This window comes from Brevibacillus sp. FW306-2-1A-C05A, assembly GCF_058781555.1.
In genome coordinates this window covers 1-19,062 of record NZ_JBYSWV010000010.1, presented here as the reverse complement: position 1 = coordinate 19,062, position 19,062 = coordinate 1, and the positions used below count along the sequence as shown (strand labels likewise).

Annotated in this window: 14 protein-coding genes, 1 riboswitch and 1 other annotated feature; of the genes, 6 read left to right on the top strand and 8 right to left on the bottom strand. The window is 56.3% G+C overall.

From position 1 onward, the window contains the following. The first annotated feature begins 1 nt into the window (after position 1). Positions 2-1,189, top strand: a complete 1,188-nt coding sequence (locus tag AC3WJN_RS09025; protein ID WP_026557031.1) for a thiolase family protein — start codon at positions 2-4, stop codon at positions 1,187-1,189. A 202-nt stretch (positions 1,190-1,391) separates the two neighbouring features. Here AC3WJN_RS09025 and AC3WJN_RS09020 read toward each other — a convergent pair whose 3' ends face one another. The 3 genes from AC3WJN_RS09020 to AC3WJN_RS09010 form a co-directional block, all read right to left on the bottom strand. Beyond that, complete coding sequence (locus AC3WJN_RS09020; RefSeq protein WP_221842748.1) at positions 1,392-2,663, bottom strand: erythromycin esterase family protein; 1,272 nt, start codon at positions 2,661-2,663, stop codon at positions 1,392-1,394. Between the two features lie 336 nt (positions 2,664-2,999). Further along, entirely contained in the window at positions 3,000-4,712 is a 1,713-nt protein-coding gene (gene argS / locus AC3WJN_RS09015; protein WP_492329245.1) for an arginine--tRNA ligase, read from the bottom strand. Positions 4,713-4,788: 76 nt separating this feature from the next. Beyond that, positions 4,789-5,049, bottom strand: a binding site (T-box leader). 43 nt (positions 5,050-5,092) lie between these two features. Continuing rightward, complete coding sequence (locus AC3WJN_RS09010; RefSeq protein WP_005835067.1) at positions 5,093-5,587, bottom strand: hypothetical protein; 495 nt, start codon at positions 5,585-5,587, stop codon at positions 5,093-5,095. A gap of 213 nt (positions 5,588-5,800) precedes the next feature. Here AC3WJN_RS09010 and AC3WJN_RS09005 point away from each other — a divergent pair, with 213 nt between their 5' ends. After that, positions 5,801-6,079: a hypothetical protein gene (locus AC3WJN_RS09005; protein ID WP_007785156.1), complete on the top strand. Its 279-nt coding sequence runs from the start codon at positions 5,801-5,803 to the stop codon at positions 6,077-6,079. On the opposite strand, the gene AC3WJN_RS09000 is transcribed toward AC3WJN_RS09005, so the two are convergent. Next, complete coding sequence (locus tag AC3WJN_RS09000) at positions 6,076-6,183, bottom strand: YjcZ family sporulation protein (RefSeq protein WP_005835070.1); 108 nt, start codon at positions 6,181-6,183, stop codon at positions 6,076-6,078. The genes AC3WJN_RS09005 and AC3WJN_RS09000 overlap by 4 nt on opposite strands. 210 nt (positions 6,184-6,393) lie before the next feature. Continuing rightward, positions 6,394-6,495, top strand: a riboswitch (SAM riboswitch). 117 nt (positions 6,496-6,612) lie between these two features. Here AC3WJN_RS09000 and metH point away from each other — a divergent pair. Next, positions 6,613-10,065 carry a methionine synthase gene (gene metH, locus AC3WJN_RS08995; protein WP_005835072.1) on the top strand — a complete coding sequence of 1,151 codons (3,453 nt, stop codon included), beginning with the start codon at positions 6,613-6,615 and terminating at the stop codon, positions 10,063-10,065. A 33-nt stretch (positions 10,066-10,098) separates the two neighbouring features. Beyond that, a complete protein-coding gene (locus AC3WJN_RS08990) occupies positions 10,099-11,964 on the top strand; it encodes a bifunctional homocysteine S-methyltransferase/methylenetetrahydrofolate reductase (protein ID WP_005835074.1) in 1,866 nt (621 codons plus the stop codon). A gap of 80 nt (positions 11,965-12,044) precedes the next feature. On the opposite strand, the gene AC3WJN_RS08985 is transcribed toward AC3WJN_RS08990, so the two are convergent. The 4 genes from AC3WJN_RS08985 to AC3WJN_RS08970 form a co-directional block, all read right to left on the bottom strand. Further along, on the bottom strand, positions 12,045-13,031 hold the full coding sequence (locus tag AC3WJN_RS08985; protein WP_007785159.1) for a phosphotransferase: 987 nt from the start codon (positions 13,029-13,031) through the stop codon (positions 12,045-12,047). Between the two features lie 77 nt (positions 13,032-13,108). After that, the gene (locus AC3WJN_RS08980; RefSeq protein WP_007785160.1) at positions 13,109-13,687 is read right to left on the bottom strand and encodes a mismatch-specific DNA-glycosylase; all 579 of its coding nucleotides are present in this window, start codon (positions 13,685-13,687) and stop codon (positions 13,109-13,111) included. A 122-nt stretch (positions 13,688-13,809) separates the two neighbouring features. Next, entirely contained in the window at positions 13,810-13,953 is a 144-nt protein-coding gene (locus AC3WJN_RS08975) for a hypothetical protein (protein WP_005835081.1), read from the bottom strand. Between the two features lie 186 nt (positions 13,954-14,139). Next, positions 14,140-15,660 carry a carboxypeptidase M32 gene (locus tag AC3WJN_RS08970; RefSeq protein ID WP_327920187.1) on the bottom strand — a complete coding sequence of 507 codons (1,521 nt, stop codon included), beginning with the start codon at positions 15,658-15,660 and terminating at the stop codon, positions 14,140-14,142. Positions 15,661-15,848: 188 nt separating this feature from the next. Between AC3WJN_RS08970 and AC3WJN_RS08965 the strand changes: the two genes are divergently transcribed. Both AC3WJN_RS08965 and AC3WJN_RS08960 read left to right on the top strand, forming a co-directional pair. Next, on the top strand, positions 15,849-17,447 hold the full coding sequence (locus tag AC3WJN_RS08965) for a peptide chain release factor 3 (protein WP_005835087.1): 1,599 nt from the start codon (positions 15,849-15,851) through the stop codon (positions 17,445-17,447). 123 nt (positions 17,448-17,570) lie between these two features. Continuing rightward, entirely contained in the window at positions 17,571-18,722 is a 1,152-nt protein-coding gene (locus AC3WJN_RS08960) for an MFS transporter (protein WP_035317419.1), read from the top strand. Positions 18,723-19,062 lie beyond the last annotated feature (340 nt).

Sequence of the window (19,062 nt, the reverse complement as noted above, 5' to 3'; positions counted from 1 at the left end):
GATGAGAGAGGTAGTCATTGTCGCCGGCGTGCGCAGCGCGGTCGGCGCATTCGGCAAAAGCTTGCGCGACGTCCCGGCAACGGAGTTGGGACGGCAAGTGCTGGAAGGGCTGATGGAAAAGGCGGCTTTTCCCAAGCAGGAAGTGAACGAAGTGATTTTCGGCAACGGCTACGTGCACGGAGGCGGGCTGAACGCGGCGCGCATCAGCTCGCAGTTGGCCGGATTTCCCCGCCATGTGTACGGGCACATCATCATCAAGGCGTGCGGCTCGGGCTTGAAAGCGATTGGCAGCGGCGCTTTTGCGATCATGGCCGGGCAAGAGGACGTGGTGGTTGCGGGTGGCGTGGAGAGCATGAGCAACGTGCCGTATTTGATGAAAAACCGCTGGGGCAGCAAGTTCGGCAACTTGACGATGGAAGATGCGCTTTTGTCTGACGGCTTGATCTGTTCCTTGGAAGGCGAGCACATGGGCAACACGGCTGAACGGCTTGCGCAGCAGTACGGTATTTCCCGCGAGGAACAGGACCGCTTCGCCTACGACAGCCACAAAAAGGCGGCGACTGCCATAGCCGCAGGCAAGTTTGCCAGCGAGATCGTGCCGATTGCCATCCATGAGCGCAAAGGAGTGCGGGTGTTCGATCAGGACGAGTCGGTCCGCCACGAGATTAGCCTCGAAGACTTGGCGAAGCTGAAAAGCGTATTCCAAAAAGACGGAACGATCACGGCAGGCAATGCGTGTCCGATGAATGACGGCGCAGCCGCAGTGTTGATGATGTCTCGCGAAAAAGCGGAGGAAGCGGGGCTTATGCCGCTGGTCAAAATCAAGGCGTTTGCCAGCGCGGGAGTCGAGCCGGGCGTGATGGGGATCGGGCCTGTGCCGGCCACCCAAAAAGCGCTGCAAAAAGCAGGGCTGACGCTGGACGACATCGGGCTGATCGAGCTGAACGAGGCGTTTGCCGCGCAAGCGTTGGCGGTGATGAAAGGGCTGGAGCTGGACCCGGCCAAGGTGAATGTCAACGGCGGCGCGATCGCGCTCGGCCACCCGGTCGGTGCCACCGGCGCGAAGCTGACCGTCAGCCTGATGAACGAAATGGTGCGCAGCCGCGTCAAGTACGGCATGGTGACGCTTTGCATGGCAGGGGGAATGGGCCTGTCTGTCATTTATGAAAACTTGACGCTGTCCTCGTAAGCTTTTCGGCGGACAAAGAACAGCACAGGAAAAGCCCCGTCAGAGGGCCACGTCGATCTCGGCTCGTGGCGGTCTGGCGGGGCTTTCTTTTGCTGGTGATCCGGGGCGACGTCTTGGGGCGGAGCGGAGCCATTTGCGCTTTGCGCACAAGCGACCGGAAAGCAGGCGGATGGTTCCGGTGCACGTTTTCGTTCGCACGCCGTCAGTCCGCGAGCATGACAGAAGGAGTCGCCGTCCGCACGAACACGAGCGCATCAAACGCTTTTGCCGGGACCATTTGCAGCGTGTACATGTTCTCGATGCTCGCGTACCAGCCGCTAAACACGTCGCCGATGGCGCTGATCGGCTGCGGACGATTCACATAGGCGTAAAAATCGGCATCCTGCCGCGTTTTGGCGAAGTCCAGGAAGCCGTCCGGCAGGTTGGTGCGCGCGAACAGCACGGCGAGGCGGTGATCCCCGGCGTTTTTGACAGCAAACAGCTTGCGTTCGTCGGTAGTGGCGTCCTTGGCCAGAAAGGCGCTTTCATAAAATTCGCTGCCGATTGCGTAATACTGGTCGCCGAGCGCTTTCGCCAAATACGCCCCCATGCAGGTTGCAAGACCCGTGGTCGTGGACGTCTTTTCGATGTGTCCGTTGTGTCCGGTGATGAACAGGCGCTCGCGGCCGTAATGTTTCTTTTCAAACGCGAGAATCCACATGACGCGCTCCGCCATGTAGCGATCGCGGGCGCTGCCGTAGTTGACGTTCGTTCCGTGCAGGATCGCGTTTTGTCTGATCGACTCGGCAAAGGCTAACGCCAGCTCGTAGTCTTTTTCGGAGCTTTTGGCGGTGTAGGCGGCTTTGTTTGCTTTCATCCGGCCGAGCAAGCTCTGGATGTGGGGAAGCCCTTCCTTGGCTGGCTGTTGTTCGGACAGCGTTTGATCGGTCAAAGCTGCCAAAGCTTTTTCATAGGTTGCGGCGAGGGGCGGATCGACTTTTTGCAAATAGGCGAACAGCGCTTGTTTGTTCTGGTCGTAGCGCTGCATGTCAAAGCCGTAAAAGCGGATGCGGTCGTGGTCAGCGCGCTGTTCGTTGTACGCGCGCATCCAGGACAACAGCGCTGCCATCTCCTCGGTGTTGTAGATCGCAAAGCCGAGCGCTTTTGCCGCCTCTTGCGCTGTCCCGCTTCCGCCGGATATGTAGGCGTCGACCTTCTGGCCGCCGCCGAAGTCGGCTTCGATGGCGAAGGCGCGGTAGCCGTGCTTTTCTACCAGTTGCCGAAACACGTCCAGCTTGAGCGTCGTAAATTGTTTGTTGCCGTGGGTCGCTTCGCCAAAGCCGATAACCGTTTTTTGGGGCAGCTCCATTTTCGATACGGGAACGACATGCTTGTTCATAGACGATGGCAGTGCGCTTGCCGCCTTCGCCTCGAAGGCTGTCAATACGCTCAGCACGAGCAGCAAGCTTGTGGCGAGCAAAAGAAATTTTTTCATCGTTTACCGTCTCGCTTTCTGTGGCAGGTCGCCTGTTTGCGACCAGGTGTGAACAGCGGGATGTGTTTGTTGCCGAGTGGAGCCAAGGCGTTCCTGCGGGGGAGCCGCTATCTTAAGCCGGGGTGTCAAACGGAAGGAATCTGCCCGTTGCCCGTATTTGCCACATCCTTCTTGCTTTCCTCTCCTATTATGGCACAGGCTGGAAAAAAGGGCACGAAACAAATGAGTCAACTACCCGCGAGGCGCTTTTCATCCAAAAGCAAAAGCCGGGGCCACCTTTTGCCAAGGCAGGCTTCCGGCTTTTGGGTCAGATCATGCGTCAAAGAACGGCGCTTCCTACATTTCCTCTGGCGCTGCCAGTCCGAGCAGGCGCAGCCCTTCTTTCAACACGGCCACCACCGCTGCCACGAGCTGGAGGCGGGAAGCTTTCACGTCTTCTTCCGCGAGAATGCGGACGTTGGCGTAGAATTTGTTGAACGACTGCGCGAGGTCGATGACGTACTTGCCGATTTGCGACGGGTCGAAGTTGTCGCTGGCCCGTTCGATCACCTCAGGGAAGCCGTTCAGCAAGGTGATGACCGCCCATGCTTCCTTGCTGTCCAAAGCGCCTGGTACGAGGCTCGCTGTCGTTTGCGGCTGGTAGTTGCCTTTGCGCAGAAGCGAGCAGGCGCGGGCGTGCGTGTATTGCACGTAAGGTCCGGTTTCGCCCTCGAAGGTGAGCATTTCTTCCCAGGAGAAGTTGATGTCGTTCAGGCGGTAGTTTTTCAGGTCGTGGAAAATGACAGCGCCGACCCCAACCTGGCGGGCAACTTCTTCCTTGTTCGCGAGCGTCGGGTTTTTCTCCTCGATCACTTTTTGCACGTCGGCAATCGCTTGTGCCAATACTTCCTCCAGCAAAACGACTTTTCCTTTGCGGGTTGACATTTTCTTGCCGTCCTTGAGCATCATGCCGAACGGGATGTGGTGCATGTCGGCGGACCAGGCGTAGCCCATTTTTTCCAGTACCTTGTACAGTTGCTGGAAGTGGAGACGCTGCTCGTTTCCGACGACGTAGAGCGCTTTGGCGAAGTCGTACGTCTCGTGGCGGTACAGGGCGGCAGCCAGATCGCGCGTCGCGTACAGCGTCGCACCGTCCGATTTTTTAATCAGGCACGGCGGCATGTTGTACTCGTCGAGGTTGACGACCAAGGCGCCGTCCGATTCGGTCAGCAGTCCTTTTTCTTCCAGCAAGGTGACGACGCGATCCATCTTGTCGTTGTAGAAAGCTTCGCCGTGCGTGGAGTCGAAGGAGACGTTCATCAGCTCGTAAATTTTCATGAACTCCTTGAGCGATTCGTCGCGGAACCATTTCCACAGATGCTGTGCTTCTGCGTCGCCGTCCTCCAGCTTTTTGAACCATTCGCGGCCCTGGTCTTCCAGAGTCGGGTCTTTTTCCGCTTCTTCGTGGAAGCGCACGTACAGGCTGAGCAGCTCCTTGATTGGCTCGGCTTTTACTTTTTCCTCGTCTCCCCACAGACGGTAGGCGACGATCAGTTTGCCGAACTGCGTGCCCCAGTCGCCCAAATGGTTGATGCGCACAGGCTGGTAACCGCGTTTTTCCATGATGTTCGCAATCGCGTTTCCGATCACGGTAGAGCGCAGATGGCCCATGGAAAACGGCTTGGCGATGTTCGGCGAGGACAGGTCGATTGGCACTTTGCGGCCCTGGCCTACCTGGCTGCTGCCGTAGGCGCTGCCTTGCTCAAGGATCGTTCCGATCACTTGCGCCGCCACATTTTCCTGATCGAGAAACAGGTTGACGTAAGGGCCGACTGCTTGGGCAGAGCGCAGTGGCGCTCCTTCGATTTTTTCGGCAAGCTCTGTGGCGATCATCGGTGGCGCTTTGCGGAGCGCTTTTGCGAGCTGGAAGCAAGGGAAGGCGATATCTCCCATCGCAGGGTTTGGCGGCGTTTCCAGCATGCCGTAAACTGTTTCTGTTGGGAAGGTGTCCACACCGAGAGAGGTGAGGGCAGCGGCGATTTTTTCCGCGACTTGGTGCTTGTAGCTCATTGTGATTCTCCTTTCAAAATGGGAAAAAGCTTATGGGACGCAAAAGAAAACAAAAAAACCTCCGCGTCTCCTGGATAAAAGAGACGAGAGGTTGTGCTCCCGCGGTGCCACTCTTGTTGTTTTCGCCTGCATGCGTGCATCAGGCAAAAACCGCTTTGTGCTGCTGTAACGGGCAGACCCGGCAAAACCCTACGCGATCCGGGCGCGATTTGCTTCGCCGGATGTTCAGGCCGCATCTCCGAGGGGCGCTTCCTCGCGTGGTTCGGCATCGGGCTTCCACCATCCCCGACTCGCTACAGCCTCATTCCAGGAGTACTTTCCTCATCAACGATTCGCTTGTTTCTCTAGCATTATAGCCGTTTTTGGTGCCAGGATGCAACTTACTCTTCGGCTTTTTTCAAAATCTTGTCGAGCTCGGCGAAATATTGCTTCGTCAGCTTTTCTTTTTCTTCCGCGCTCATAGTTTCCGCGTTCATCCACTGCTGCTTGTAAAGCTCCAGTTGCTCCACCATCGCCAGCTCGGCCGCCGCCTCCTCGTCCAGATCGTAGTTCTCGGATGGATCAAACGGAATGAGCCGATTGTCGTTGCCGCTGCGCAGGTAGGGGGAGCGCCAGTTTTCCGGGAAGCGGTACGGCTGCTCGCCGAACATCAGTCCCAGGACGTCATCGGAGTCAATCGGCAGGAAGTGATCGTAGTTGTCCCTGCGGCCCCCTTCCGACAGGTTGATATGGGACAAAAAGTAGCGCAAATAATGTTCTCCTGTTTCGGTATGCTTTACGATGGAGTAGCTTTCAAATTCGGAGCTTTCCAGTTCTTTTATCGTTTCTATACAGGACAGAAATTCGTCCTTTTCACGCGCGAGCAGAGCGTCCATTGTCGATCGTTCCTTTCATCGGTTTGGGTAGCCTCATGATAGCAAAAGCGTTTCGCTCTGACAATGAAGACAGAGCGGTCAAGTGCCATCCTGTTGAAAAAAGTTAACTAACGATGCTTCTCACAAAAAGCCCGTAGCTGGATCAATGGCGGCGAGAAGGCAACGGTCGCGCCTGCGGCAGCAGAAAAAGTCGCGCAAGCCTTTTGGAAAACGATGGTGGGGGAAGAAGCCGACGTTTACGAGCGCCAGGCGACAGAGGTTTATGCGGATGAGCATTGGCGCAACAGAACGTGGATGAACGTCAGCGACCAGCGGATGGAAAACGGCAAGCCTGTCCCGTATGACGTCCTGACCGTCCAGGTGGACAAGCGTGAGCGCGTCGCCTTTTACGGCAGGCGGTCTGGCTGCGATCGCACTGTCCATGACATGAAAAAAGAGGCTATCCCTTCAAGCCAAGGCAAGGGGGATAGCCTCTTCCTGTCATTTACTTAGCAGTCGTCGTTCGAACACCCGACAATGACCAGCAGGATAAACAGTACGAGCACCAATGCGAAGCTGTCTCCAAAGATGCCGTGTCCGCAGTAAGATGTACTCACGTTTGTTCCCCCTCCTTTCCGTTATGCTACAGTCTATACACGAACGCACAGATTGGCGTGGGCGAATGCCCGGTATGCGCAAAAATGGGCGCAGAAGAGCGGGAAGAGTGTAAAGAATAGACAAATTCTCAATTGACGAAGACTTTTCGCGGTGTTAAGATACTTTCAAACATCAAACCTGAAAGCAAAAAATGAATAGCATAGTAACAACTCTTATCAAGAGAGGCAGAGGGACTGGCCTGATGAAGCCTCGGCAACCGGTTAAAATCCGGTGCCAATTCCAGCAAAGCTACGTGCTTTGAAAGATGAGAGGATGGTTCAGGCGCAAAGTGTATCCGCGGACAAATCCTCTTCTTTCAAAGAAGAGGATTTTTTGATGCAAAAAACGGCTGAGAATAAACCGACGCAAGGGAGAAAAGGAGCACGTCAATGAAACCCACTTTTCGCGAACAGCTTTCCCGGAAAATTCTGATTCTGGACGGTGCGATGGGCACCATGCTGCAGCAGGCGAACCTGACCGCCGATGATTTTGGCGGCGAAGCGTACGACGGCTGCAACGAGCTGCTGAATTTGACCAGGCCCGATGTGATTCGCTCCATCCATGAAAAATATTTGGAAGCGGGAGCGGACATCGTGGAGACCAATACATTCGGGGCGACTTCGGTCGTGTTGGCCGAATACGATGTCGCGGACAAGGACCTGGAAATCAATATCGCCGCTGCCCGTCTGGCGAAGGAAGCAGTCGATGCCTACTCCACAGCCGAATGGCCGCGCTACGTGGCGGGGGCGATGGGACCGACGACGAAAACGCTGGCACTGACAGGCGGCGTCACTTTCGAGGAACTGGTGGAGTCGTACTACCGCCAGGCAAAAGGGTTGATTATCGGCGGGGTGGACGTCCTGTTGCTGGAGACGTCGCAGGATACGCTGAACGTCAAGGCAGGCGGGATCGGCATTCGCCAGGCGTTTGAAGAACTGAACGTAGAACTGCCGGTGATGCTGTCCGGAACGATCGAGCCGATGGGTACGACTTTGGCGGGGCAAAACATTGAAGCGTTCTACATCTCGCTTGAGCACCTGAAGCCCGTGACGATCGGCCTGAACTGTGCGACAGGGCCGGAATTTATGCGCGACCATCTGCGCACGTTGTCCGGCTTGGCCCAATGTGGGGTAAGCTGCTATCCAAACGCCGGGCTGCCGGACGAAAACGGGCACTACCACGAGACGCCGCAAGGACTTGCTGCGAAAATGCGCGCTTTTGCCGAGCAAGGCTGGCTGAACGTGGCAGGCGGCTGCTGCGGAACGACGCCTGACCACATCCGGGCAATGGCGGAGGCGCTCAAAGACTGCAAGCCGCGCCAGGCAACAGAGCAGGCGGTCAGTGCCGTATCCGGCATCGAGGTCGTCTACGTCGAGGACGACAATCGCCCGCTTCTGGTCGGGGAGCGCACGAACGTCATCGGCTCGAAAAAATTCCGCGATCTGATCGCAGCAGGGCAGTACGAGGAAGCGTCCGACATCGCCCGCGCCCAGGTGAAGCGCGGGGCGCACGTCATCGACATTTGCCTGGCTGACCCGGATCGCGACGAGTATGCGGACATGGAAAAGTTTTTGCAGTTCGTCGTGAAAAAGGTCAAGGCTCCGCTCATGATCGACTCGACAGACGCGAAAGTGATGGAGCTGGGCTTGCGTTATTCCCAGGGAAAAGCGATTCTCAACTCGATCAACCTGGAGGACGGACTGGAGCGCTTTGAAGAAGTGGCTCCGCTAATCCGCAAGTTCGGGGCGGCCGTCGTCGTCGGGACGATCGAGGAAGCCGGAATGGCGATCACCCGCGAGAAAAAGCTTGAGGTCGCGAAGCGCTCCTATGACATATTGGTCAACCAGTACGGCATCCCGCCGCAGGATATCATTTTTGACCCGCTCGTCTTTCCGGTAGGGACGGGAGATGAACAGTACATCGGCTCCGCGCGGGAGACGGTGGAGGGGATTCGCCTCATTAAAGAAGCGATGCCACAGTGCAAGACGATTCTTGGCGTCAGCAACGTTTCCTTCGGTTTGCCGCCAGCGGGACGCGAAGTGCTCAACGCGGTGTTTTTGTACCATACGACGCTCGCCGGACTTGATTTTGCCATCGTCAATACGGAGAAGCTGGAGCGCTACGCTTCGATTCCGGAGGACGAGCGCAAGCTGGCGGAAGCGCTGCTGTTTGAAACAAACGACGAGACATTGGCAGCCTTTACGGAGTTTTACCGCCAGAAGAAAAAAGAAGTGCGCGTGGAAGCTTCCTCGCTGACGCTGGAAGAGCGGCTGGCCCGCTATGTGGTGGAAGGCTCGAAGGACGGCCTGGTCGACGATTTGAAGCTGGCACTGGAAAAGTACACGCCGCTGGAAATCATTAACGGTCCGCTGATGGCCGGGATGGAAGAGGTCGGCCGTCTGTTCAACGGCAACCAGCTCATCGTTGCGGAAGTGCTGCAAAGCGCGGAAGTCATGAAAGCGTCCGTCTCGTTTTTGGAGCCGTTCATGGAAAAGAGCGATTCCGCGTCGAAAGGCAAAATTTTGCTGGCGACCGTCAAAGGCGACGTGCACGACATCGGCAAAAATCTGGTGGAGATCATTTTGGCCAACAACGGCTACAACGTCGTGAACCTGGGGATCAAAGTGCCGCCTGAGCAACTGATTGCCGCCTGCCGCAAAGAGAAGCCGGATGCGATCGGCCTGTCCGGGCTGCTGGTGAAGTCGGCCCAGCAGATGGTCATTACCGCACAGGACTTGCGTGCGGCGGGAATCGACGTGCCGATGATGGTCGGAGGGGCGGCGTTGACCCGCAAGTTCACCTCCAACCGGATTGCGCCTGAATACCGCGGGGTTGTGCTGTACGCCAAAGACGCGATGGACGGCCTCGATCTCGTCAACCGTCTGCAAAACCCGGAGGAGCGCGAGCGGCTGATCGCGGAACAGCAGGATTTGGCCGAAGCGGCTGCTGCCGCTGCTGCACAGCCTGTCGTGCAGGAGAAAAAAGCTCCGCTCCCGGCGCGTTCGGCCATCAGCAGAACCGTTCCGATCCACCTGCCGCCGGATTGCGACCGCCATGTGCTGCGCCAATACCCGATCAGCCACTTGCAGCCGTACTTGAACTTGCGCATGCTGCTCGGCAAGCATCTGGGCGTGCGCGGCAATGTGGAAAAGCTGCTCGAAGCGGGCGACGAAAAAGTGCTGGAGCTGTACGGCGTGGTCGAGGAACTATTAAAGGAAGCGAAGCAGCGCGGAACGATTACTGCGCACGGCGTGTACCAGTTTTTCCCGGCGCAAGCGGACGGCAACGATATTATCGTCTACGATCCAAACGATCACAGCAAAGTGCTGGAGCGCTTCTCGTTCCCGCGCCAGCCGGAGGAACCGCATCTGTGTCTGTCTGATTTCTTGCGCCCGGTCGAGAGCAAGGAAATGGATTACGTCGGCTTTTTGACTGTGACGGCAGGGGGCGGTATCCGCGAGCGTTCGACGGAACTGAAGGAGCGCGGCGACTATTTGCGCTCGCACGTCTTGCAGGCGCTCGCTCTGGAGTTGGCGGAGGCGTTCGCCGAGCGGATTCACCACATGATGCGCGACGTCTGGGGGATTCCCGATCCGGCGGAGATGACCATGCTGGAGCGCTTCGGTGCCCGTTACCAAGGCATTCGCGTGTCGTTCGGCTATCCGGCTTGCCCGAATCTGGAGGACCAGGCGCAGTTGTTCCGTCTGCTGCGGCCAGAGGATATCGGCGTTCAGTTGACAGAAGGCTTCATGATGGAGCCGGAAGCATCTGTCTCCGCGATGGTATTTGCCCACCCGGAAGCGCGCTACTTTAACGCGGGTCCGTCGGTGTTTGAAGTATAGATCGTCTAATGAAATGGGAGAGAAGGGATTGAGTTGACGACGAGCAAGAAAGACTTACGGGACTATTTGCAAGATCACCTGCTGGTCGGAGACGGAGCCATGGCGACCCAGCTACATGCGCTGGGTGCCCCGGTTGGCGTCAGCTTTGAAGAATTGTGTTTATCCAATCCGCGCGTGGTGCATGAGGTTCATGCCTCGTACTATCAGGCGGGGGCGCGCCTTTTGGAGACGAATACGTTTTCGGCGAACCGCGACGCGCTCAGCCGCTACGGCCTGGAGCACAAGGTAGCGCGGATCAACCGTCTCGCTGTGGCGATCGCCCGCGAGGCGGCACAGGATGATGCGTATGTAGCGGGCAGCATCGGCTCGATTTTGGCCGGACGGGTCAAGAAAAAGGTACTGGATGAATATCGCGACCAGTACGAGGAACAGGCAATCGCCCTGTTGCACGCAGGCGCAGACGCGCTGATTTTGGAGACGTTTCTCGATCTGGAGGAGCTATTGCTGGCGATTGAGGTCATCCGTCCGTTGACAGATGTGCCGGTCATCGCCCAGCTTGCGACGCTCGAAGTCGGGCGGACGCGCGACGGCTACTCGTTGACAGACGCTTTTCCGCAGTTGAAAAAGGCAGGAGCTGACATCATCGGCCTGAACTGCCGTTTGGGTCCGGCTGAAATTTTGCGCTCTTTTGAAGGGACGATCTTCCCGGACGATTCGCTGCTGTCGGCGTTTCCAAACGCAGGAAGGCTGGGCATGACGGACGGGGAGTACGCCTTCAAGTCGTCTCCCGAATACTTTGCCGAAAGCGCCTTGCGCCTGAGGGACCAGGGAGTTCGCCTGATCGGCGGCTGCTGCGGAACGACTCCTGCGCACGTGAAGGCGATGGCAGACGCGCTCGCTTCGCAACAGCCGAAAGCCCGCGTCAATCCGCCCGTTGCCCTGGTCGAGCGCCCGCACATTTCCGTGCAAAGCACCCACGAGCGGGAAAAGCCGAGCATTGTCGAGCGGGTCAAAACAGGCACGACGATCATCGTCGAATTTGATCCGCCGCGCGATCTCGACGCCGAGCAGTTTTTGGACGGTTGCTGCGAACTGCACAAGGCCGGGGCGGATGCGATCACCCTGGCGGACAATTCGCTCGCCACTGTGCGGATGAGCAACATGGCGCTCGGCGCGCTGATGAAAAACAGGCACGGGATCGACCCGCTGCTGCACATCGCCTGCCGCGACCGCAATCTGATCGGCCAGCAATCCCACCTCATGGGGCTGCACGCGCTCGGCATCGACCAAATTCTCGTCATCACGGGCGACCCGTCGCGCTTCGGCGATTTGCCGGGGGCAAGCTCGGTGTTTGACGTTACTTCCTTCGATCTGATCCGCATGGTGAAGCAACTGAACGAAGGCGTCTCGTTCTCGGGACGTCCGCTGAAGCAAAAAGCCCAGTTTATCGTCGGCGCGGCCTTCAACCCGAACGTCCGCAACATGGCGGCAGCCGTCGCCCGACTGGAAAAGAAAGTCGAGGCCGGGGCCGATTACATCATGACTCAGCCGGTGTACGACGTCGAATCGATCCGGCAGGTGCACGAGGCGACCAAGCACATCGGGATTCCCGTCTTTATCGGAATCATGCCGTTGACCAGCTCGCGCAACGCCGAGTTTTTGCACAACGAGGTGCCGGGCATCAAGCTTTCGGCGGAAGCGCTGGAGCGAATGAAAAAGGTGCAGGGTCCGGCCGCCAGACAGGAAGGGATCGCCATTGCGAAAGAGCTGCTCGATACGGCTGTCCGCTATTTCAACGGCATTTACCTGATTACGCCCTTCAACTACTACGAGATGGCAGCGGAGCTGATCGCCTACGTGCGCCAGCAGAGCGCGCTGGTCAAAACGGCGCAGCCGTAACGGCTTTCGCTCGCCAAGCCCACTCTCTGTCGACATGCCAACAGGCCCTCGCGTAAAAGACAGGCTACAGCCTTTGTCGTTTACGCGAGGGCTTTTAGTTCGTCCAGCATGTACGCAGTCTTTAAGGATTCGCGTGTGCAAAATTGCTGGATGTGCGCCGCATCCATTTGCTCGTACTGCTTCATGCGCAAAAAGCGTTCCATTATATGCGGAAAGGCGAGGTCGACAAACAGCAGGTGAAGCTGTTCGGCCGACAGCGGGTTTTCCCGCAAATAGCCGCGCAACAGGTAGGCAAACAGTTGCTTGTTCCATGCCCCTTCCTTGCGCATGGCAAGCGACAGCACACGGCTGATGTCTTTGGAAGGAAAGTCGTAGCGGACATCTTCCCAGTCGATGATCGCGATTCGTTTGTTGCGCACAAGCAAATTGCCGTTGTTGAAGTCGCCGTGGCAGAGGAAGTGCTTGCTGAGCGGCGCTTTTTTCCACTTGGCAAAATAGGCGGACGTATTCAGTTGCTTGCGCGCCGTCTGTCCAGCCTGGCGAAAATACGGGAGGTACTCGACGATGGTGGAGAAATGCGGCTTCTGCTTGTCTGCGTGCCGTTGCTCCCATTTTTCCAGCGCGGCCAGGTCCGTTTTGTATTCTTCCGACCATTTTTTGGGGCCGTTGTAAAGTTCGCCGTGCTTGGAGGTAAAGCCGAGCGAGCTTTTGTGAAACTGCCCGAGCAAAGCGCCGACCTGCTCCAGCTTGCCCGGCGAGTTGTAGGCGAGCTTCGGCCAGGACAGCCACTGATGGAGGACGAACAGGTTGTCTTTCCAAATAATATAGCGTTTGCTGTTTTTCGTCCGCTGAATACCGGGGATGAGGATTCCTTGTTTGCGCAGGTGCGCTTCGGCGTTCAGGATAAAATGCTGGCGCTCTTTGGGCAAATACGATACTTTGCCGATGAACTTGCCGATGGAAGTATCGAAAAAAACGACGAGCGACTTGGGCGTTTCCCTAAGCTTTTCGTGCTGGATGACAGTCAGGGCGTATTTTTGCTCGATCTTGCGGATGAGGTCGTCCATCCGGTTTGCGCCTCCCTTGCGTATAAGATCGTACGATTATAGTACGCCAAGAGAGACAGCGGTTGACACAAAAATGCTCAGCCGGGCGGCAAGGGCAGCGGATGCCAGTTCTTTTCCCGCAAAAAGGCGCTGAGCTCGGCGAATTTGGCGATTCTCTCCGCGCGCGTGAAGGAAGCGTTGGCTCCGCTCGTGGACGGGATCACAAACAGATAGCTGCCAGCCCAGTCATCTGTGGCAAATGCTTTTTCCGGCTGCAAGCCGAGAGCGACAGCCGCCTTCTTCTGGCCCGTGGCATGGCGAAAGGCGGTAATCCCGTTAAAGCAGATGACGCGCGGGCGATAGGTCTGGATCATCTGGACGAACTGCTCGGCCCCTGTCGCGAAGTCGTCGCGGGTGAGGTCCTGCGACGAGCGGGTAGGGCGCGAGACGAGATCGGTAATGCCGTAATCGTATTCAAGCAGCAGGGCGGTTTCTTCCGGGCGCAGTTGCCGGGGGGTAAGCCCGCCTTCGAACAGGCCGCACCAAAACAAATTCGCCGGGTTCGCGTAGTGGAAGCCTGCCGACGCCGAGACGCGCCCGGGATTGATGCCGCAAAACAAAACCGCCAGATCGCGGCGGATGTAAGTTGGCAGCCATTTTTCCGTAAAGTCGACCAATGCGATTCCCTCCGTTTTTTTCACATTGTAGCACATCCGAGAGCGCTTACAGCAACAAGCAAAAAAAGCCGCCAGACGGCTGGCAGCTTATCGGTAAAAGGTCGATCGGTTCGGTAGTGAAATTACAGTTGAGCGTACGGCAGCATGTGCTCCGGCTCGTTCATGATGAATTGTTCCATTTCATTGCGGACGTATTTTTTTGTCTCGAATGGAACGGCTTCGTGTTCTTCTTTGCCCCACAACCAGCGCGACAACGATTGAATCATAAGGATTCTCCTCACTTGGTGGTAATGTTTTACATGCTCATCATACTCCTGTTTTGTTGGTTTGTGGTTGGGGATCTGTGAATAAGGCGTGAAGAAATGGTGGATAGAACGTGAACAAAAAGGAAGCGATTACAGCCACAGATGAAAAAAGCGCTCCCGGATCGGGAACGCTGAGGGTACAACCTGTTACAGTTTGTAGATGTCGGTATATTTTTTCTCCAGGTAATCCATCAGGTAAGTGGCGTTTGTGCCTTCCCCGGTAATCGCTTGCACGAGTTCGCGCGGGCTTTTCATTTTGCCGTACTGATGAATGTTTTCTTTGAGCCAGGCGCGAATCGGAGCGAAGTCGCCGTTCGCCACGAGGTCTTCGAAGCCGCTAAGCTCGCTTTTCATCACATGGGCGAACTGGGCGGCGTACACGTTTCCGAGCGAGTAGGTTGGGAAGTAGCCAAAGCTGCCGCCGGACCAGTGCACATCCTGGAGGACGCCCAGCGTGTCGGTTGGCGGTTCGATGCCCAAGTATTCCTTCATCTTTTCGTTCCAGATTTGCGGCAGATCGGCAACCTGGATCGTCTGGTTGATGAGCCCTTTTTCGATCTCGTAGCGAATCATGACGTGCAGGTTGTACGTCAGCTCGTCTGCTTCGGTGCGGATGAACGACGGGGTCACGGAGTTGACAGCGCGGTACAGGTCTTCGGCCGTCACGCCTGCGAACTGCGCCGGGAACGCTTTTTGCAAATCCGCGAAAAAGTGGTTCCAGAACGGCAGGCTGCGCCCGATCATGTTTTCCCAGAAGCGGGACTGCGACTCGTGAATGCCCATCGAGGTGCCGTCGCACAGCGGGGTAAACAGTAGCTCCGGATTGATGTTTTGCTCGTACATCGCGTGGCCCGCTTCATGAATGCAACTGAACAAGGCGGAGTTGAAATCATTTTCGGCGTAGCGCGTCGTGATGCGGACATCTCCCGGATTGAAGGTCGTGCAGAACGGATGCGCGCTTCTGTCCATCCGGCCTGCCTTGAAGTCGTAGCCGATTTTCTCCAGGATATAGCGGCTGAACGCTTCCTGCTCGTCAATGGGGAAGTTTTTGTGCAAAAACGACGTGTCCGGCTTGTTCGGGGAGTCGGCGATCGCTTTGACCAGCTTGACGGTTTTTTCGCGCAAGGTGGCGAAGATCGGATCGAGCTGATCCACTGTCATGCCCGGCTCGTACAGGTCGAGCAAGGTGTTGTACTTGTTCTTGCCGTCGTGTCCCCAATATTCAATAAACTCAAGCTGGAAGTTGACGATTTTCTCCAGGTACGGCTGGAACATGGAAAAGTCGTTGTTCGCCCGGGCTTCTTCCCATACGGTTTCCGCCTGGGAGGTCAGCACGACAAACTCCTGATACTTGGCAGCCGGAATTTGCTTGTTGCGGTCGAACTCTTTTTTGCATTCGAGGACGCTGTGGCGGGTGATTTCGTCGAGTGCTTCCAGGGCGGACGGTTCACCGAGCTCGGCGAGAAACGCTTCCATTTCCTTGGACGTCGCCAGCTTGAACTGTTCGCCAGCCAGCACGCCGATGATCTCGGAGCGGGCATCCATCCCTTTGCGCGGAGCTTGTGTAGCTTTGTCCCAATGCAGGACGGCGAGTGCCTGGTTGTAGCTGGTCATTTTTTTCACATAGGCCCGAAAATCGGCCGCGCGTGTTTCGAGATTCGTCGTCATGAAGTCCCTCCTGTGTAATTGTGCATAGCCATGTTATCAATATGTACATCATGCAGTCAAAAAATTTTTACTACTAAATATTATAACGATTTGGAGAAAAATTACTAGGTGGATGCAGGGCGCATTTGTCGGTATAATCGTATAGGAAAACAATCTGGCACCTTATTCGCGACGACAGGAGAATGAAGATGAGTCAAACCAATCCCCAATGGGAAAATGAGATAGCAAAACGCCGCACCTTTGCCATCATCTCCCACCCGGATGCGGGTAAAACAACGATGACGGAAAAGCTGCTCTACTACGGTGGAGCCATTCGTGAGGCAGGGGTGGTCAAAGGCCGGAAAAACGCCAAGCACGCCACATCCGACTGGATGGAGATCGAGAAAAAGCGCGGAATCTCCGTGACGTCCAGTGCGATGGACTTTGAATACAAAGGGCACCATATCAATATTTTGGACACTCCTGGTCACCAGGACTTCAGCGAAGACACATACCGCACCCTGACCGCCGCCGATGCCGCTGTCATGATTATCGACGTGGCCAAAGGGGTGGAGGCGCAGACGATCAAGCTGTTCAAAGTCTGTCGGATGCGGGGCATCCCGATTTTTACGTTCGTCAACAAGCTCGACCGCCACGGGAAGGACCCGTTTGAACTGCTGGAAGAAATCGAGCGCGTGCTGGGCATCCGCTCGTACCCGATGAACTGGCCGATCGGCATGGGCAGCTACTTCAGCGGCGTCTACGACCGGATGAAATCCCGCGTCGAGCTGTACCAGAACAACTCGCAGCACGAGGAAATTTCGTTTTTCCCGGTCGAGGGCGCAGAGGACCCGATGATCGGCGAGCGCGTCGGTCAGGAGCTGTGGCAGCAGTTGCAGGACGAAATCTCCCTGCTCGATGTCGCCGGGGACGAATTTGATCCCGAGCTGATCGCCCAAGGACAGCTCACGCCTGTATTTTTCGGCAGTGCGATCAACAACTTCGGCGTGCAGACCTTCCTGGACAACTTCCTGCAAATGGCGCCAGCGCCTTCTGCGAAAAAGAGCAATATCGGCCTGATCGATCCGTACACGAATCCGTTTTCCGGCTTCATTTTCAAAATCCAGGCCAACATGAACCCTGCCCACCGCGACCGCATCGCCTTTTTGCGCATTTGCTCCGGCAAGTTCGAGCGGGGCATGTCCGTGAAGCACGTGCGTCTCGGCAAAGACATCAAGCTGGCCCAGCCTGTGCAGTTCATGGCGCAAGATCGCGAAATCGTCGAGGAGTCGTTCGCCGGTGACGTCATCGGCTTGTTCGACCCGGGCATTTTCCAGATCGGCGATACGCTCTGTGTCGGCCAATCGTTCGAGTACGAGGAAATGCCGCACTTCTCGCCGGAGTTTTTCTCCAAGGTGATGGTGAAAGACGCGATGAAACACAAGCAGTTCCAAAAAGGCATCATGCAACTGACAGAGGAAGGGACGGTGCAGTTGTTCCGCACCTATCCGATGGAAGAGCTGATTTTGGGTGTAGTCGGCGTCCTGCAGTTCGAGGTGCTGGAATACCGCCTGAAGGCCGAGTACGGTGTCGAAATCATGCTGACGAGAATGCCGTACCAGATCGCGCGTTGGCTGGAAGGCGACAAGGCGGCGCTCGACGCCGTGAAAAACAAAACGGTTACCGACCGCTATGGCCGCCCGGTGATGCTGTTTGAAAGCGAGTATCAACTGCGGGTCGCCATGGAAAAGTATTCGTCGATCAAGTTCCACGAAAGCTCGCTCGGATTGAAAGCGACGCAGTCATAAGTGATGAAAAGAACAGGACCTCTTGAGCAGTGGCGGGGTCCTGTTTTGCTTTTCCTATCCTACTTGGACGACTCCCCTCATATACTGGGACAAAGACTGGCGGGATGAGAGGAAGGGAATGCTTTGAGGGTTCTGCTGTTGGTCGTGTTGTTTCTCGTTGCCTTCGACATGCACGCACAGACGCCGCTTTTGGCGCCGTACTTGAATATTTTGGGTGTGTCGGCTGCCATGATCGGCTTTGTGCTGGGCGGCTATGCAGTAAGCAATCTGACCGGAAATCTCTTCGCGGGTCCTTTTCTCGATCGGTTTCCGAAAAAGTGGTTTATCGCCGGAGGCTTGATTCTGGCCGGATTCATGCTGATTGGTCAAGGCGTCGTGACGCATACGGGCGGTTTTTTTGCTTTTCGGCTCATGCTTGGCTTTGTCATGGCCTTCGTCTCTCCCGCCTGCTCGGCGATGCTGGGCGAGACGGGCAAGACGGCGCTCGAACAAGGCGAGATCATGGGCAAAAAAGGACTGGTGCTCACGACAGCGGGGATTGTGTCGCCCGCGGTCGGCAGCTTTTTTGCCGTTCAGTTCGGCTACGGCCAATCGTTTGTCATTCTCGGCTACATCATGATCGTAGCCGGCGTGTTTTCCTGGCTCGTGCTCCCGGCCAAAGTGGATGGCGGCGGCATGCCTGCCAAGCTATTGCCCAAGGCGGCAGGTCGCCAAAGCCTGCTGACGATTCTGGAAAATCGCATGCTGTATCCGGCCTTTTTGGGCGGGTTTGCGATCATTTACGCGCAAGGGACGATCATCTACGAGGTGCCGCTGCTCGTGCAAAAGCAAGGGATGTCGCCAGCCGTGACCGGCATTTTATTCAGTTTGAAAGGTTTGGGGGCGCTGGCGATTCTCTGCCAGTTTTGGCTGCACAAAGTGCCGGTGGAGACGCGAAGCTTCGCCGGACTCGGAGTGCTCGGCGCGCTTTTGTACATGCTCGCGCTCGGCGTGGCGATCCCGATCCAGGTGATGATGTTTTTGTTCGGCGCCTGCTTCGGCATGCTGTTCCCGGCTTTTGCCACGATCCTGACGGTGCACTCGCCGCGCGAGCTGTACGGCAGCGTGTTCAGCATCTACTCGGCGGTGCTGTCTGTCGGGGCGGTGCTGAGCCCGGTCATCGCGGGCTTGTTGGGGAATTGGCATCATTCGTACTTTATTGCGTTCTTCGTGACGGCAGGGGTGTGTTTGATCGGCGTGTTGCATCGGTTGTTGTTGAGCGGGGTTCCGCGGTAGGGGGGGGAGAGAGTTTTCCTGGGGCGGGGGAACTCTTTTTTGTGTGCGGGGGAAAGCGAATTGTAACCGTCAAAAGTTTTCTTGATGCATGGGCTTTAACAGATTGTGCTGGGCGGTGGAATCACTCCTGGCGTGCGAGTTTTTTGCTATTTCCATGGTGTGATAGATGAGGAACGGGATGTCGTTTTCTTAGTAATAGCAGTACAAAAATAGAAATTACAAAAATTGTGGGACAACGAATTGCGAAGGTTAAAAAGGAAAATCGTAAGAAATAATCTTAAAATTATTTTTAAAAAAAGGAAGAAATAAATAATCAGAGAATTAGTTTATAGGTTAAAAG

What these genes read in the sequence shown, in the direction of transcription:
- AC3WJN_RS09010 (WP_005835067.1), bottom strand. Translation starts at nt 5,587, where the DNA reads ATGGACGCTCTGCTCGCGCGTGAAAAGGACGAATTTCTGTCCTGTATA.
- AC3WJN_RS08985 (WP_007785159.1), bottom strand. Translation starts at nt 13,031, where the DNA reads ATGGACGACCTCATCCGCAAGATCGAGCAAAAATACGCCCTGACTGTC.
- metH (WP_005835072.1), top strand. Translation starts at nt 6,613, where the DNA reads ATGAAACCCACTTTTCGCGAACAGCTTTCCCGGAAAATTCTGATTCTG.
- AC3WJN_RS08975 (WP_005835081.1), bottom strand. Translation starts at nt 13,953, where the DNA reads ATGATTCAATCGTTGTCGCGCTGGTTGTGGGGCAAAGAAGAACACGAA.
- AC3WJN_RS09025 (WP_026557031.1), top strand. Translation starts at nt 2, where the DNA reads ATGAGAGAGGTAGTCATTGTCGCCGGCGTGCGCAGCGCGGTCGGCGCA.
- AC3WJN_RS09005 (WP_007785156.1), top strand. Translation starts at nt 5,801, where the DNA reads ATGGTGGGGGAAGAAGCCGACGTTTACGAGCGCCAGGCGACAGAGGTT.
- AC3WJN_RS08965 (WP_005835087.1), top strand. Translation starts at nt 15,849, where the DNA reads ATGAGTCAAACCAATCCCCAATGGGAAAATGAGATAGCAAAACGCCGC.
- AC3WJN_RS09020 (WP_221842748.1), bottom strand. Translation starts at nt 2,663, where the DNA reads ATGAAAAAATTTCTTTTGCTCGCCACAAGCTTGCTGCTCGTGCTGAGC.
- AC3WJN_RS08970 (WP_327920187.1), bottom strand. Translation starts at nt 15,660, where the DNA reads ATGACGACGAATCTCGAAACACGCGCGGCCGATTTTCGGGCCTATGTG.
- argS (WP_492329245.1), bottom strand. Translation starts at nt 4,712, where the DNA reads ATGAGCTACAAGCACCAAGTCGCGGAAAAAATCGCCGCTGCCCTCACC.